We start from the raw sequence: 14,747 nt of genomic DNA, 5'->3' as shown, positions 1-14,747 counted from the left end.
GGCAAGCGCTCCATCAGATGTTGCTTGACCGTGCTAAGTCGTTGAGTACAATGCAGTTCTGGCGTGCGCAATGCACCGCCTTGCGGGTGTAGCTCAATGGTAGAGCAGAAGCTTCCCAAGCTTAAGACGAGGGTTCGATTCCCTTCACCCGCTCCAGATTCTTCAAAAAAGCCTCCCGAAAGGGAGGCTTTTTTGTCTATATTGATTTTATTATGGCTAGGTAAATTATCAGGTGTTTCACTATTGTTTCTGCATTGGTGGGCTAGATGACTATCGTTATAGCTAAAAGAATCGGCGAAAGAATAAGCGTGATGTCAGATACTTATATCTCAGATGAAAATGGTATCAAGGATAAAGTTATTCCTGGAAGATTGAAAAGTGTAGTGGTAAATAAATGGCTCACAATTTCTTATGCTGGCTTATCTGATCAAGCTATAGATGCGATTCGCGCTATTCATTCGATGCACGATATTACAACTCAGGGCGTTGTAAACTACTTATTTGATGTTGCGTGTCAATATGAATCTCAACTAGATTTTATACTTTGCTCTCATGAGCATGATGTTCGTCTCGTTAAAATCTTAAGTAGTGGAATCTATGAAGGCAGTGATCATTATTGGATTGGTAATATAGAAGCTGCAAATGCAATATTGACATTGTTTAAAGATAATCTGGAGAAAGATCTAAATTTTATAAACTTCCCTGATCAGAATTTTATAGTGGAGTCTAAGTTTAGGAGTGCTTTCTCTAAGTATATGAGAGAGAGTGGCTGTGAAGGAGTCGGCGGCGTAGTTATGGACTGTTTAAGTTCTCCATACGGGCATTGTTACCAAACTTATTCTAGTTCTTTTTCTTGGGATGTTATAGATCTTGGGTCGGTTGATTATTCTTCTCTTCAAGAAGAGCATAAATCTGGCATGTATCATTATAGTTATAATGTAGTTAGTCTAGATTGTCGTGGTGAAGGTATCGTTGGATTTTATTTGGATCAGGCTCAAATTGGTTTTATATATGACCCTATCCGTCTGGATGAAGCTTTGGCAGTTCGGAAAAATTGTTTAAATTTAGAGTCATTCACTAATTTTTTTAATGACTATGCATACATTAGTATGTATGACCAGGTATAATGTTTGTTTTTTGTTTTATATCCATTCATAAAGAATGTGCTTTGATGTTTTCAGCAGGTTATTGATGTTGAGCATTATTGGATAAGCGGTCTTGATTATCAGGGTATTTTCCTTTTCGTATCTCTTCCGCCAGTGTCGCGAGCTGCGCTTCGTCCCCGCGAGGTCCATCCGCGCTGACGACATAGCCGTCGTATTCGGTCATGTAGTACTTCATCTTCGAGTGTCTGGCCTGCCATTCGCCTGGCTGGGTGCCATGTAATGGGATGAGTTTGGCGTGCAGGTGGTTGACGCCATAACCTTCGAAGATGATGGCGGTACGTGCTGTCCCGAAGTAGGCATCGAGCTTGCGCGCCACGCCACGCGTGAAACGCATCAGGCCGAGAATCACCTCGTCATCCTGTTCATACACGCAGCTGCCCAGATGGCGTTTGGGAATGACGACCGTGTTGCCCACGGTAGAGGGGAAGATAGAGAGGAAGGCCAGGAAGTGCTCATCTTCGGCCACAATATGGCTTTGACTCTGGCCGGTAACGATCTGACAAAATACGCAGTCACTCATGATCCTTCCCTGGTAGTTAAGTGTCGCCAGATTCGTCCTGATTCTGGGTCACAGTGATCAGAGCTCTTGTGAACAGAGCCCTTGTAAAGAGAGCTTGGGAGTCTCCTTGTATGAGTGAAGTTTGATGGAGTCTGGTTGTCAATGCTTGGCAGTTCCCGCAGAAGGGGTTACGGCAGCTGCCTGCTCGATGAAGTGCCACGTGACTGTCTTGCCGAGCCGATCGAAGCGAAAATTGTTGCTGACGCGGCGGAGAGCCGCGATATTGGCAGGTCACCTTTCAGCAGTTCGTCATTCGTTGAACGACAAGGAAATCCAGTGGAACTCACCGTCTGGTTGGCATATGTCAGCGTCATCACCGCCTTGATCACCTTTCCCGGACCGTTTGCGTTGCTGTGCATGGATCATGGCCTGCGCCACGGCCGACGCCGCTCGTTCGCGACGGTGGCGGGCGGAGCGGCGGCGTCACTGGTGTTGATGGCCTTGTCGTCGCTGGGCCTCGGCGCGGCCTTGGCGGCGTCGGAGACGGGGTTTCTGGTGCTGAAGATCGTCGGGGCGCTCTATCTCATCTATCTGGGCATTCAGGCCTGGCGGGCGCCATCCCAGCCGGTGGTGTTCGATGCCGTGGGGGAGGAGGGCCAGACCCGCGCCAGAGCCACGCGTTGGCAACTGTGCCGCAAGGGCTTCGGTATCGGGATCAGCAACCCGAAGGACCTGCTGTTCTTCGGCGCGCTGTTCCCCAACTTCATCGACATGGCCCAGCCGCAGCTGCCCCAGTTCGTGGTGCTGGCGCTGACCTGGCTGGTGGTGGACCTGCTGACGATGAGCACCTACGCCCATGCGGGTTCCAGCATCAGTCGCTGGTTTGATAGCCACCGGCGCGTGCGGCTGTTCAATCGCACCACGGGCAGTCTGTTCGTCGTGGCCGGCGCGGGGCTGGCGGCGTCGCATCGGTGAGCCGAGCCTTGGCTGCCATCGCACAAGACATGAAGCGCACGAAGACGACAACGGCACCCGAGGGTGCCGTTGTCGTGTCTGGAGCCTGTCGATCATCAGTGCTTTAAGGCTCAGCGTTCAGGTCGTGATTCCAGATACTCTTCGAGCAGGTTGCCGTCCTGGCGTGACACCTTCTGCTTCCAGCTATCGAAGACATGCTGGCTGGCGGCTTCCAGGTCACGGCGGAGTGCCGGCGGTGCAGGGGTGATCAGGCGTGCACCATTGGCTTGCAAGGTGGTATAGGCCTCGGCGAGCACGGCTTCAGCAGATGCCCAGGCGTTTTCTTCCGTTGCCTTCGCGGCAGCGAGCAGTGCCGTCTGCTGGCGCTTGTCGAGACGATCGAAGCTGTCACGATTCATGTGAACGATATTGAGCGGCATGGCGTAGTTGAGCGTCGTGAAATTGGGCATGTACCGGTAGAGCTCCGCGCTGACACCCCCCATGGCGGAGGTGAGGGCGCCGTGGATGCTGCCGGCTTCGAGCAGGGGCTTGAGTTCCCCCCAGCTCATGACACGCGGGTCGGCCCCCAGATTGAGCAGGATACGCTGTGTGTTGCGGTCATAGGTGCGAATCGGCATGTCCTTGAGGTCATCACCATCGGCGATGGGCCGAGTGCTCCACAGGCCGCTTGGGGGCCATGGCAGCGCGAACAGCAGTATCTGGTGGTGGTCCTCGAGCAGCTCGCGATAGCGGGGCTTGGCGAGCTGATAGAGACGGTTCGCTTCCTTGAGGTTGTAGGCGATGGCCGGCAACGACGAGATGCCGAAGAAGGAAATCTCCTCGGCGAGGGCACCGCTCAGCGTCGCGGCAATGTCGATGACGCCGGCGGAAGTGGCCTGCAGGTGACTGGTCGAGCGAATGTCCGAGCGCAGCGTCAGGGCCAGATCACCATCGGACTGCCTGGTGACTTCCTGGCTGAATTCTGCCGCGCGTTGGCCCATCAGGGTATCGGGCTCGTAGTCGCTGCTCATGCTGAGCGTCGTCTGGGCCTGGGCAAGGGGGGTCGTCAACAGCGCGGTGAGCGCCATGAGCGAACGGAATCGGCGCAGAGGAGAGGATGGCGTCATGGAGGGGGCCTTTCTCGTTGTTGTCATTCCGGGTGTCCGGCATCGGGACACTCGAGGGCGCTCCCACGGCCCTCGGCTCGGGGCTGATCCGCCAGACCGAATGGCTCGCGCTTCATGCCCGGGTGTCGCGAGACACCTGGGCGGACTGGAGAGCGTGGGCGGCGCTAGAGCGTGGAGCGCACGTCAAGATAGTGATCCAGCAATTCGTTTTCCTTCGGGCCTACCTTGCTGCGCCAGCTTTCGATCACGCTGATGCTGGCGCGGGAAAGTGACTGCTTGAGATCAGGCGTGAGGGGATTGCGGACAGTCACGCCCGCGTGTTCAAGCTGGGCGTGCGTCTCTTCCAGGATGCCGGCGATGGCGTCCCAGCTGGTATCTTCAATCTCTGCCGCGGCGGTGAGCAGCGCCTCGCGCTGGGGGGCGTCGAGGGCCTCGAATCTCGCCTGGCTCATGTGCACGATATTGAGCGGCATGGCGTATTGCAGGGCGGTGTAGTGATCCAGCGTGCGGTTGAGCTCGGCTGTCAGACCGCCCAATGCCGAGGTCATCACGGCCTCGATGCGGCCTTCGGCCAGTTGCTGTTGCATCGGCTCCCAGCTCAGCACGCTGGCGATGGCGCCGAGGTTCAGCAGCACGCGCTGGGTATTGCGGTCATAGGCACGCACGGTCAGCCCCTGGAGGTCCTGGCGCTCGGCGATCGGCTTGCGTGACCAAAGTCCGCTGGGAGGCCAGGGCAGGGCGTAGAGCAGAATCTGATCATGGCGCGCCAGCAGTGCCTCGTAACTCGGGCGAGCCAGTCGATAGAGCTCTCGGGCCTGGCGCGGATTGTCGACCAGCGCGGGCAGTGAGCTGATGCTGAACAGCGGCATGCTGGTGGCGAGGGCGCCGCTGTGGGAGTCCGCCAGTTGAATGATATCGGCGTTGATGGCTTCAAGATGATTCACTGACCGCAGGCGAGTCAGTGGGCCTTCACCGAAATGGATCACCAGTTCTCCCTCGCTGAGCGAGGCCACCTTCTCGACGAATGCCTGGGCACGCTGACCCATCATGGTCTGGGGGCCATACTCCCGGCTCATGGTCAGCTCGACCGAGTCTGCCCGGGCGTCCGCGCCCATTGGCGCCAGACCCAGGGCAAGGATCACTCCGAGCACTCTCTTCATGCTTGAGCGCTGTCCAGTTGGCATGTGTCGTCATCCATCCGTTGTGTCTGATACATCCAGTATCTCTCATTCGCGCCTCCCTTGCCGTTGGTGTTTCGGTCAACGCAAGCCGCCGCTCTCCTTTCCCCTGCACCAACGCAGGGTTCAGGGCGGCGCAACGGGCGTTGAACTGCCAGTTGACGCAATGTGGTCTACGCTCAGAACAAGGCCGTGCAACTGCCCTGACACGAATTCCGCGCCGGGACCGCATGACCGGATTGTCGACGACTGTCAACGGGAGGTAGACCACATGCTGACCCACGTATGGGGCTTGATGGCACATCCGCAACGGGAATGGCAGACCATCCGCAAGGAACACGAATCCATCACCCACCTCTACGCACATCATGTGCTGCTCATGGCGCTGGTGCCTGTCATCTGCGCTTACATCGGTACCACCCAGGTCGGCTGGAGCCTGACGGAAGGCCACGCCATCCTGCTGGAACCCCTCGATGCCTTCTATGCCGGTATCGCCTTCTACATCGCCATCCTGACGGCGATCGCCTTCATGGGCACCGTCATACACCTGCTGTCGCAGCGCTTCTCGGGTCATCCCAGTCGTCGTCGCTGCATCATCTTCGCAGGCTATGTGGCCACGCCGATGTTCCTGGCAGGCCTGGTGGCGTTGTATCCCATCATCTGGCTGTGCATTCTCGCCGGTACCATCGGCCTGTGTTACAGCGCCTATCTGCTGTATCTGGGCATCCCGCCACTGCTGGACATCTCCAACAAGGAAGGCTTTCTGGTCACCGGCTCCACGCTCGGGATCGGGGTGCTGGTGCTGGAAGGACTGCTGGCGGTGACCGTGCTGCTGTGGGGGTACGGCGCACGCTGGTTCATGTAGCCCCGTGAGGCAACGACCCCGATGTCAGTGACGTGATGCCAACTGCTTGAGAAAACACACCTTCGACGCCTCGCCTTAACCGGCGGGGCGTCGCCGTTTCGTGACCGTGTTGGTCCGTGGCCCTTGTGCTCGGCGGCAGCGGCGTGGAAAGTGTTGGACTCAATAGACAGTGTGGAAGAAAGCGCATGGACAAGTTTGAGCTGAGACTGGAGCAGGCTGCGCGTGCCGCATGGTTGTCCTATGTGGGAGGGCGAACCCAGGATGAGATTGCCACCCAGCTTGGGGTCTCTCGCCCGGGAATACAGCGCCTGCTGTCGCTGGCGCGTCAGGAACGCCTGGTCAAGATCTCCATCGATCACCCCGTGGCCAGTAGCATGGCGCTGTCGGATGCGCTGGTGGAGCGATTCGGTCTGAGCTTCTGCGATGTGGTGCCCTCGGACACCCAGTCGCCGGAAAGCATTGCGGAGTATCTCGCGGTGGCCGGTGCCGAGCGCCTGTCGTTCTATCTCGGTCGACAGCAGCCCCAGACCATTTCGTTGAGTACCGGACGCGCGGTGCGTGCGGCGGTGGAAGCCCTGAGCCGCAGTGAGCGGCCCCAGCATCGTATCGTGTCGCTGGTCGGCAATGTCGCTCTGAATGGCTCCTCGAACCGCTATGACGGCGTGATGCTGCTGGCGGACAAGATCGGCGCGGACCGCTTTCTGCTGCCTGCACCGGTGGTGGCGGCCAGTGTCGAGGAGAAGGAGTCACTGCTCAGTCAGAGTCTGGTCAAGGCGGTGTTCAGCGTCGCCTGCGAGGCCGATGTGGGCATGATCGGCATCGGGCGACTCGATGCCCAGGCGACCTTGTTCCAGGATCAGTTCATCAGCGCCGCCGAGCGCGATGAGTTGATGGAAGTCGGTGCCGTGGGCGAGTTGATGGGCTGGCCGCTGGACATGAATGGACAGCTGATCGATTGCCCGCTGGCGCAGCGCATCACCAGCGTGCCGCTGACCTCGCTCAAGGCACAGCCGCTGATCGGGCTGGCGGGCGGGCACGACAAGGTGCCGGCCATTCTGAGTGCATTGCGCGGTGGCTGGCTGCAGGGGCTGATCATCGATGAAGTGGCCGCCCAGCGGGTCTGCGCGGCACTCAAGGACTGAGCAGGAGACGGCTGCCTTCGAATGGCTTCAGAGTGATGGGGGCATTCTGATGGCGTTCTGCTGACGGCTTGCGCTCGACGACAGGCTCCCGATGACAGGCTCTCGGAATAGACGCCGTACAAGGCGCCGGGCGAGTCATCGGGAGCAGGGCGGGGGCAGTGTCTGGCGTTGTCTTGCTGGCGCGATGCCTGGGGGATGCACACAACCCTCACGCCGCCATTTCTGTTCTTTTTCTCCCTCTTATTTCTCACCTTCTTTTCTCTTTCTCTTTCTTTCTCTCCTTTCTTCGTCGGGCCCACGGCTTTTGCTGCGAAACCTGTCATCTCTTGTCAGACATTCCGGCAGGATTGTTCGACTCAATGACGGCGGATTTCCGCCTCGATCAAGAGCTGCGTTGTTTCGTTTAACGCTAATATCTGTATAGGCTGATCGGGTCGCAAGCTCAGAGGTCATGCCGGCTATCGGTCTACACCCAAAGGATCAGATCCCAAGGTGGTATAGCCCAAGGTATAGCGCTTCAGAGTTTGCTTTTTCAAAGGTCTGATCCGATCATTTGTTCACTGAATGACGTTTTGATCGAACGTATTTGTGCCGAGATGTCTCGCCAGGACATTCGAGCACCAGACCGGTAGATGGGAAGGTATCGGTGCCTCAGGTGCCGCTACCCTCGAAAAGAACAATGCCAATAACGCCCGATGGAGTGCCCTCATGCGCCTACCTCACATCACCAAGCCCCGCCGTCATCTGCTCACGCTCGCCAGCGTCGCCGCCATTGCGCCGCTCAGCGCACAGGTGAGTGCCGAGACCATCACCGTGGCGACCGTCAACAACGCCGACATGGTGGTCATGCAGAGCCTGACCAGCGAATTCGAGAAGGCGCATCCGGATATCACTCTCGACTGGGTGGTGCTGGAAGAGAACGTGTTGCGTCAGCGCCTGACCACCGATGTCGCGACCCAGGGTGGCCAGTTCGATGTCATGACCATCGGTACCTATGAAGTGCCTATCTGGGCCAAGCACGGCTGGCTGACCAAGCTCGACAATCTGCCGGACGACTATCAGGTCGATGACCTGATCAAGCCGGTGCGTGATGGTCTGAGCCTGACCGAAGGCGAGAACCAGGGCCTCTACGCGCTGCCGTTCTATGGCGAGAGCTCCATGCTCTACTACCGCAAGGACCTCTTCGAGAAGGCCGGTATCGAGATGCCGGAGCAGCCGACCTGGACACAGATCAACGACTGGGCCGCCAAGCTCAACTCCGCGGATGAAGGCGTCTACGGTATCTGCCTGCGTGGCAAGCCGGGCTGGGGCGAGAACATGGCGGTGCTGGGCACGATGGTCAACAGCTTCGGTGGCCGCTGGTTCAATGAGGAGTGGGAGCCGCAGCTGGACTCGCCGGCCTGGAGCGAGGCCATCAACTTCTACGTCGACATGATGGGCAAGTACGGCCCGCCGGGGGCGACCTCCAACGGCTTCAACGAGAACCTGGCGCTGTTCTCCAGCGGCAAGTGCGGCATGTGGGTCGATGCCACGTCCGCAGCCGGCAAGCTCTACAACCCGAAGGAATCTTCCGTGGCTGACAAGCTGGGCTTCGCGCCGGCGCCGATCGCCAAGACGGAGAAGGGCTCGCATTGGCTGTGGTCCTGGGCACTGGCCATTCCTGAGTCTTCCAAGTCCAAGGATGCCGCCCAGACCTTCATCACCTGGGCCACATCCCAGGAATACGTGAATCTGGTCGGCGAGCGTGAAGGCTGGGCCAGCATCCCGCCGGGCACCCGTGTCTCCACCTACGAGAATCAGTCCTACAAGGACGCCGCCCCCTTCGCCGGCTTCGTGATGGACGCCATCACCAGTGCCGACCCGACCGATCCGACGCTTGAGCCGGTGCCGTATGTCGGCGTGCAGATGGTGACCATTCCGGAATTCCAGTCCATCGGTACCCAGGTGGGTCAGATGATCGCCGCGGCGCTGGCGGGCCAGATGTCGGTCGAGCAGGCGCTGTCCTCCGCCCAGCGTTCCACCGAGCGTACCATGCGCCAGTCGGGCTATTGATCTGATCTCAACGGCTGTGATCTCAAAGGATCTGGTCTGATCTGACCTGAATGTTCCAACGGCCTCCCGCCTTGCCTTGAGCCTCAACACGAATTGACTCGAAGCACGGCGGGAGCCCGTCCGGCACCCGCGGCAACCTCTTCCTCTCGAGACTTCTGCAACGCCCTCGCGGCGTGGCACGGGGAGCCTCGGCCTGAAGCCCACCGCATTGCCGGACTTCCTCACCGTATCGAAGGACTCACCATGCGCACGAGAGCATCCGGACGCACCGTCGGGGGATTGCGAACCCTGTCGCTGCAAGCCCCAGCCGTAAGCCTGTTGTTGATGTGGATGCTGGTACCACTGGTCATGACCCTGTGGTTCTCCTTCCAGCGTTACAACCTGATGATGCCGTCGGTGTCCGGTTTTGCCGGCGTCGACAACTATTACTATCTGCTGACCGACCCGTCCCTGTGGACGGCCATGGGCAATACCCTGCTGCTGGTGGGCTGGGTGCTGGTGGCCACCGTGGTCGGCGGTACGCTGCTGGCGGTATTGCTGCAGCAGGAATTCTTCGGGCGTGGCGTCGCGCGTCTGTTCGTGATCGCGCCGTTCTTCATCATGCCCACCGTGAGTGCGCTGGTGTGGAAGAACATGATGATGCACCCGGTCAACGGCATTCTGGCCTGGGTCGCCGGGCTGTTCGGTCTGCCGGCCATCGACTGGTTCGCCAGCCTGCCGCTGACCTCCATCGTGATCATCGTCACCTGGCAGTGGCTGCCGTTCGCGGTGTTGATCCTGCTGACCGCCATCCAGTCACTGGATGACGACCAGGTCGAGGCGGCACGCATGGACGGGGCAGGGCCGGTGGCGATCTTCTTCTACATCACCTTGCCGCACTTGAAGCGTGCCATCAGCGTGGTGGTGATGATCGAGATGATCTTCCTGCTGACCATCTTCGCCGAGATCTTCGTCACCACCTCCGGTGGTCCGGGGCTGGCCTCGACCAACCTGGCGTACCTGATCTACATCCGCGCCCTGCTGGACTTCGATGTAGGGGGTGCCTCCGCCGGTGGCGTGATCGCCATCATCCTGGCCAATATCGTGGCCTTCTTCCTGGTGCGTACCGTCGCCAAGAATCTCGAGAACTGATGACAAGCGCTCAGCACAGGGAGACTCAATGATGTCGACTTCAACTTCCAATTCCGTGGCCGCCGCCAGCGCAGCAGTGAGCGCCAGTCGTGCGCGCCGCAGCGTGATCAACAAGAAACTTGTCCTGACCCTGGTGGCCTGGACCATCGCGCTGGTGATGTTCTTCCCGATCTTCTGGATGATCCTCACCAGCTTCAAGACCGAGGCCGAGGCGATCGCCACACCGCCGAGCCTGTTCTTCACGCCCAGCATCGAGGGCTATATCGAGATCCAGGCGCGTGCGGACTACTTCAAGTATGCCCTCAACAGCGTGGTGATCTCGCTGGGTGCCACGCTGCTGGCGCTGCTGATCGCGATTCCGTCCGCCTACTCGATGGCCTTCCTGCCCACCAAGCGCACCCAGGGCACGCTGCTGTGGATGCTCTCCACCAAGATGCTGCCGTCCGTGGGCGTGCTGCTGCCGGTCTACCTGATCTTCCGCGATCTGGGGCTGCTGGATAGCCGCACCGGCCTGATCATCATCTACATGCTGATGAACCTGCCGATCGTGGTCTGGATGCTCTACACCTTCTTCAAGGACATTCCCAAGGACATCCTGGAGGCCGGACGCATGGACGGCGCCAGCACGCTGCAGGAGATCTTCCATCTGCTGCTGCCGCTGACCCTGCCGGGCATCGCCTCCACCGGCCTGCTGTGCGTGATCCTGAGCTGGAACGAGGCGTTCTGGAGCCTGAATCTGACCACCTCCAACGCCGCACCGCTGACTGCCTACATCGCCTCCTTCTCCAGTCCTGAAGGGTTGTTCTGGGCCAAGCTCTCCGCGGCTTCCACGCTCGCCATCGCGCCGATCCTGATCTTCGGCTGGATGACCCAGAAGCAGATGGTTCGCGGCCTGACCTTCGGTGCCGTCAAGTAACGGCGCGCCATACGCATGTCGCCTCGATGCCATGCCACCCAAATTTGCCATCACCTGCCTGAGGGCAGGTGCGGATAAGGAAACCTCCCATGTCCACACTCACGCTCAAGAACATCGTCAAGGAATTCACCTCCGGCAGTGGCGCCAGCGCCACGACGACCCAGGTCATCAAGGGGGTCGATCTGGAAGTGAAGGACCAGGAATTCGTGGTCTTCGTCGGCCCGTCCGGCTGCGGCAAGTCCACGCTGATGCGCATGATCGCCGGTCTCGAGAACGCGACGTCCGGTGACATCCTGATCGATGGCAATCGCATGAACGATGTCGGCCCGGCCGAGCGCGGCCTGGCGATGGTCTTCCAGAGCTATGCGCTCTACCCGCACATGACGGTGGGCGAGAACATGGGCTTCAGCCTCAAGCTCGCCGGCGTCTCCAAGGAAGAGCGTGCCGAGAAGGTCAATGCGGCCGCCGAGGTGCTGCAACTGGGTCCGCTGCTGGATCGCAAGCCCAAGGCACTGTCCGGTGGTCAGCGTCAGCGTGTCGCCATCGGGCGTGCCATCGTGCGCAACCCGAGCATCTTCCTGTTCGATGAGCCGCTCTCCAACCTGGACGCCGCGCTGCGCGTGCAGATGCGCATCGAGCTGGCGCGCCTGCATGCCGAGCTCAAGGCGACCATGATCTACGTGACCCACGATCAGGTCGAGGCCATGACCATGGCTGACAAGATCGTCGTGCTGCAGGGCGGTGTGGTCGAGCAGGTCGGCTCGCCGATGGAGCTTTACCATCACCCGCGCAATCGCTTCGTGGCCGGTTTCATCGGCTCACCGAAGATGAACTTCCTCGACCTCACCGTCACCTCCGTGGCGGTCGAAGGGGTCACGGTGCGTCTGCCGGATGGCAGTGAGCACCTGATTCCGGTCGTGAGTCAGACGGAAGACGGTGCCTCGGTGTGTGTCGGCGATACCCTGACGCTGGGCGTGCGGCCGGAGCATCTGGTGCTCGACGAGAATGGTCCGTTCACGGGTCAGATTCAGGTCATCGAGCGTCTGGGTGGGGTGACGTCGCTCTATCTGGCGACCCCGGACGGCTCCGGTGATGCGCCGATCGGCGGCCTCAAGTCTGACGAGCAGTCCGACAGCGGCTGGATCCTGATGGCGGATGGCGACGTCGACAGCCGTGTGGGAGACCGCATCCGCTACGGCTTCGAGACCGAGCGTGCGCACCTGTTCACCGCCGCGGGCCTGGCATTGCAGAATCTCAACCGTCACCCGCTGACCAGCCTGACGCGCCAGGACAATTCACTGTCCAGTGCCGGTGCCGCACAGGCAGCCCGCGCATGAACGGGAAGCCCGAGGAGGAGGCCGACATGAGTACACCCTTGCAGCAGGTGATCTTCGATTGTGATGGCGTGCTGGTGGACAGCGAGATACTGGCGGAGGAGGTGCTGTCACGTCAGCTGGGGGAATGGCTGCCGGACCTGGATACCGAGGCGGAGCTGCGTGCGGCGCTGGGCATGACCACTGATGCCATTCTGGGGCATCTGGAGGCCATGAGCGCTCACACGCTGCCGCCGCAGGCGATGGAGCGCATCGATCACGCCATCGAGTCGCGTCTGGCCAGTGAGCTTGCGCCCATCCAGGGCATGGCGGAACTGCTGGGCGAGCTGATGACCCGGGGTCTGGCGGTGGCGATCGTCTCCAACAGCGCCGAGCGACGAGTGCGTGCCTCGCTGGCCGCCACGGGTCTGGATCGCTGGTTGGGAAAGGTGCCGCTGTTCACGGCCGAGCAGGTCGCACGGCCAAAACCTGCGCCGGATGTCTATCAGTTGGCACTGCGTCAGCTGGGGCGTGATGTCGAGGAATGCGTGGTGGTCGAGGACAGCCTGGCCGGTGTCAGCGCGGCGGTCGCGGCCGGTCTGCGCGTGATCGGCTTTACCGGTGCCGGACATATTCCGCCGGGGCATGCGCAGCGTCAGCAGGAGGCGGGTGCCTGGCAGAGCTGTGCGACCATGGAGGAGGTCAACGGTCTGATTCGCCAGCTGCATGCTGGACAGGCCAGCGACCTGAGCGCCACATGAGCACCGTCAGGGGGTGACACATGCACATGGCTTCTGGACGCACTGACAGTGACTCCGTGACGTCGCCGGTGTCCCGCAGTGCAAGGCTCAAGGGCAAGGTGGCGGTGGTCACGGGCGGTGCGGGAGGCATCGGTCTGGCCATCGCCACCCGGTATGTCGCGGAAGGTGCCTATGTGGCATTGGCAGACATCAATGGCGAGGCGGCCGAGCGTGCCGCGAAGCGACTGCGTGCACAGGCCGGGCCGCAGGCGCGGGTGCTGGCGGTGACGCTGGACGTGACCTCCAGCGTCTCGCGTCAGAGCATGCTGGAGTGCGTGCAGGCCCAGCTGGGCCCGATCGACATTCTGGTCAACAATGCGGCCGTCTTCGCCATGGCGCCGGTGCTTGAGGTCAGCGAAGGCATGTTGCGCCACCAGCTGGCGGTCAATGTCGAAGGGCTGTTCTTCACCCTGCAGGCGGTGGCCAGGACGATGGTCGAGCGCGGGCAGGGCGGCAAGATCATCAACATGGCCTCGCAGGCAGGGCGGCGGGGTGAGGCGCTGGTCAGCGCCTATTGCGCCTCCAAGGCGGCCGTGATCAGTCTCACCCAGTCCTGCGGACTTGATCTCATCCGCCATGGCATCAATGTCAATGGCATCGCGCCGGGCGTGGTGGATACGCCGATGTGGGATCAGGTCGATGCGCTGTTTGCCCATCACGAACAGCGCCCGCTGGGAGAGAAGAAGCGGTTGGTCGGGGAGGCCGTGCCCTATGGGCGCATGGGGCTGCCGGATGACCACGCCGGCGCTGCGGTATTCCTGGCCTGTGAAGACAGCGATTTCGTCGTCGCCCAGACACTCAATGTCGACGGTGGCAACTGGATGAGCTAAGGATGAAAGACACCTTCCGTCCTGCTGCAAGCGGTGTGCATCCATGAATGAGGTAGTCACGTGACATCTTTACCCGATTCTCGCCTGGCCCACATGTCGCCCTCACTGGACGACATGGCCAGCCGTGTGCTGGCGGAACATGCCTCCAGTCAGCGCACACGTACCATCGTGGCCCTCGCCGGTCCGCCGGCGGCGGGCAAGTCGACGCTGTCGGAATCCCTGTGCGAGACCCTCAACGCGCTGGAACCCGGCATCGCCGTGGTGGTGCCGATGGATGGCTATCACTACGACAACGCCGTGCTGGCCCCTCTGGGGCTGCTCTACGTCAAGGGCGCTCCGGAGACCTTCGATGCGCGCGGGCTCTATCACGACCTCGTCAGGGTGCGCGCCGATGATGGCCCGGTGGCCGTGCCGGTGTTCGACCGCCCGCTGGATCTGGCGCGTGCCGGAGGCCGCGTGGTCGAGCCCCGTCATCGCATCGTGCTGGTTGAGGGCAACTATCTGCTGCTGCGCCACGCGCCCTGGGATGCGTTGCTGGAATTGTTCGACATCCGCATCTTCCTGGACATCGAGGATGAGGTCCTGGTGCCGCGCCTGCTGCATCGCTGGCGCGAGATGGGCCAGGATGCGCGGGGTGCCCATGAGCGTACCCATCACAAGGACATGCTCAATGCGCATCTGATCAAGCAGGACTCGCTCAACGCCGACTGGCGCTGGCGTCTGGCGAACGACCCCATCGGCCCCGATGCGGATGACAGATGAATGATGGATGGC

The 14,747-nt window shown here is 60.5% G+C and carries 14 protein-coding genes and 1 tRNA gene; 12 read left to right on the top strand and 3 right to left on the bottom strand.

All coding sequences use genetic code 11. The features are described from left to right. The first annotated feature begins 82 nt into the window (after nucleotides 1-82). Together HXS66_RS01185 and HXS66_RS01180 are read left to right on the top strand one after the other, a co-directional pair. Nucleotides 83-156 (top strand) — tRNA-Gly (locus HXS66_RS01185). 155 nt (nucleotides 157-311) lie between these two features. After that, nucleotides 312-1,127, top strand: a complete 816-nt coding sequence (locus HXS66_RS01180; protein WP_176502691.1) for a hypothetical protein — start codon at nucleotides 312-314, stop codon at nucleotides 1,125-1,127. A 58-nt stretch (nucleotides 1,128-1,185) separates the two neighbouring features. Here the strand turns inward: HXS66_RS01180 and HXS66_RS01175 are convergent, their stop codons facing one another. Beyond that, complete coding sequence (locus tag HXS66_RS01175; RefSeq protein ID WP_176502690.1) at nucleotides 1,186-1,686, bottom strand: HIT family protein; 501 nt, start codon at nucleotides 1,684-1,686, stop codon at nucleotides 1,186-1,188. A gap of 315 nt (nucleotides 1,687-2,001) precedes the next feature. Between HXS66_RS01175 and HXS66_RS01170 the strand changes: the two genes are divergently transcribed. After that, the gene (locus HXS66_RS01170; RefSeq protein WP_176502689.1) at nucleotides 2,002-2,640 is read left to right on the top strand and encodes a LysE family translocator; all 639 of its coding nucleotides are present in this window, start codon (nucleotides 2,002-2,004) and stop codon (nucleotides 2,638-2,640) included. A gap of 110 nt (nucleotides 2,641-2,750) precedes the next feature. Here HXS66_RS01170 and HXS66_RS01165 read toward each other — a convergent pair whose 3' ends face one another. Together HXS66_RS01165 and dctP are read right to left on the bottom strand one after the other, a co-directional pair. Beyond that, nucleotides 2,751-3,746, bottom strand: coding sequence for a TRAP transporter substrate-binding protein (locus HXS66_RS01165; protein ID WP_176502688.1), 996 nt, complete (start codon nucleotides 3,744-3,746; stop codon nucleotides 2,751-2,753). Nucleotides 3,747-3,910: 164 nt separating this feature from the next. Then, a complete protein-coding gene (gene dctP / locus HXS66_RS01160) occupies nucleotides 3,911-4,906 on the bottom strand; it encodes a TRAP transporter substrate-binding protein DctP (protein ID WP_176493029.1) in 996 nt (331 codons plus the stop codon). A gap of 289 nt (nucleotides 4,907-5,195) precedes the next feature. On the opposite strand from dctP, the gene HXS66_RS01155 reads away from it, so the two are divergent. The 9 genes from HXS66_RS01155 to HXS66_RS01115 all read left to right on the top strand — a co-directional run bounded on the left by HXS66_RS01155 (nucleotide 5,196) and on the right by HXS66_RS01115 (nucleotide 14,735). Next, nucleotides 5,196-5,789 (top strand): Yip1 family protein, encoded by a 594-nt coding sequence (locus tag HXS66_RS01155; RefSeq protein WP_077372653.1) that lies wholly within the window; start codon nucleotides 5,196-5,198, stop codon nucleotides 5,787-5,789. 185 nt (nucleotides 5,790-5,974) lie between these two features. Continuing rightward, nucleotides 5,975-6,931 carry a sugar-binding transcriptional regulator gene (locus tag HXS66_RS01150; RefSeq protein WP_077372656.1) on the top strand — a complete coding sequence of 319 codons (957 nt, stop codon included), beginning with the start codon at nucleotides 5,975-5,977 and terminating at the stop codon, nucleotides 6,929-6,931. A 708-nt stretch (nucleotides 6,932-7,639) separates the two neighbouring features. Further along, a complete protein-coding gene (locus HXS66_RS01145; protein ID WP_176502687.1) occupies nucleotides 7,640-8,983 on the top strand; it encodes a sugar ABC transporter substrate-binding protein in 1,344 nt (447 codons plus the stop codon). Between the two features lie 243 nt (nucleotides 8,984-9,226). Further along, the gene (locus HXS66_RS01140; RefSeq protein WP_043334545.1) at nucleotides 9,227-10,114 is read left to right on the top strand and encodes a carbohydrate ABC transporter permease; all 888 of its coding nucleotides are present in this window, start codon (nucleotides 9,227-9,229) and stop codon (nucleotides 10,112-10,114) included. Between the two features lie 31 nt (nucleotides 10,115-10,145). Next, complete coding sequence (locus HXS66_RS01135; RefSeq protein ID WP_077373218.1) at nucleotides 10,146-11,030, top strand: carbohydrate ABC transporter permease; 885 nt, start codon at nucleotides 10,146-10,148, stop codon at nucleotides 11,028-11,030. An 89-nt stretch (nucleotides 11,031-11,119) separates the two neighbouring features. After that, complete coding sequence (locus tag HXS66_RS01130; RefSeq protein ID WP_077372662.1) at nucleotides 11,120-12,367, top strand: ABC transporter ATP-binding protein; 1,248 nt, start codon at nucleotides 11,120-11,122, stop codon at nucleotides 12,365-12,367. Nucleotides 12,368-12,393: 26 nt separating this feature from the next. Beyond that, a complete protein-coding gene (locus HXS66_RS01125; RefSeq protein WP_240499560.1) occupies nucleotides 12,394-13,104 on the top strand; it encodes an HAD family phosphatase in 711 nt (236 codons plus the stop codon). A gap of 26 nt (nucleotides 13,105-13,130) precedes the next feature. Further along, complete coding sequence (locus tag HXS66_RS01120) at nucleotides 13,131-13,973, top strand: L-iditol 2-dehydrogenase (RefSeq protein WP_176502882.1); 843 nt, start codon at nucleotides 13,131-13,133, stop codon at nucleotides 13,971-13,973. A 60-nt stretch (nucleotides 13,974-14,033) separates the two neighbouring features. Beyond that, nucleotides 14,034-14,735 (top strand): nucleoside/nucleotide kinase family protein, encoded by a 702-nt coding sequence (locus HXS66_RS01115; RefSeq protein ID WP_308477988.1) that lies wholly within the window; start codon nucleotides 14,034-14,036, stop codon nucleotides 14,733-14,735. Nucleotides 14,736-14,747: the final 12 nt, after the last annotated feature.

The organism is Cobetia sp. 5-11-6-3 (genome assembly GCF_013374055.1).
GTDB lineage: Bacteria > Pseudomonadota > Gammaproteobacteria > Pseudomonadales > Halomonadaceae > Cobetia > Cobetia marina.
This window is presented reverse-complemented; position numbering and strand designations above follow the sequence as displayed.

What these genes read in the sequence shown, in the direction of transcription:
- HXS66_RS01180 (WP_176502691.1), top strand. Translation starts at nt 312, where the DNA reads ATGTCAGATACTTATATCTCAGATGAAAATGGTATCAAGGATAAAGTT.
- HXS66_RS01175 (WP_176502690.1), bottom strand. Translation starts at nt 1,686, where the DNA reads ATGAGTGACTGCGTATTTTGTCAGATCGTTACCGGCCAGAGTCAAAGC.
- HXS66_RS01165 (WP_176502688.1), bottom strand. Translation starts at nt 3,746, where the DNA reads ATGACGCCATCCTCTCCTCTGCGCCGATTCCGTTCGCTCATGGCGCTC.
- dctP (WP_176493029.1), bottom strand. Translation starts at nt 4,906, where the DNA reads ATGAAGAGAGTGCTCGGAGTGATCCTTGCCCTGGGTCTGGCGCCAATG.
- HXS66_RS01155 (WP_077372653.1), top strand. Translation starts at nt 5,196, where the DNA reads ATGCTGACCCACGTATGGGGCTTGATGGCACATCCGCAACGGGAATGG.
- HXS66_RS01150 (WP_077372656.1), top strand. Translation starts at nt 5,975, where the DNA reads ATGGACAAGTTTGAGCTGAGACTGGAGCAGGCTGCGCGTGCCGCATGG.
- HXS66_RS01145 (WP_176502687.1), top strand. Translation starts at nt 7,640, where the DNA reads ATGCGCCTACCTCACATCACCAAGCCCCGCCGTCATCTGCTCACGCTC.
- HXS66_RS01140 (WP_043334545.1), top strand. Translation starts at nt 9,227, where the DNA reads ATGCGCACGAGAGCATCCGGACGCACCGTCGGGGGATTGCGAACCCTG.
- HXS66_RS01135 (WP_077373218.1), top strand. Translation starts at nt 10,146, where the DNA reads ATGTCGACTTCAACTTCCAATTCCGTGGCCGCCGCCAGCGCAGCAGTG.
- HXS66_RS01130 (WP_077372662.1), top strand. Translation starts at nt 11,120, where the DNA reads ATGTCCACACTCACGCTCAAGAACATCGTCAAGGAATTCACCTCCGGC.
- HXS66_RS01125 (WP_240499560.1), top strand. Translation starts at nt 12,394, where the DNA reads ATGAGTACACCCTTGCAGCAGGTGATCTTCGATTGTGATGGCGTGCTG.
- HXS66_RS01120 (WP_176502882.1), top strand. Translation starts at nt 13,131, where the DNA reads ATGGCTTCTGGACGCACTGACAGTGACTCCGTGACGTCGCCGGTGTCC.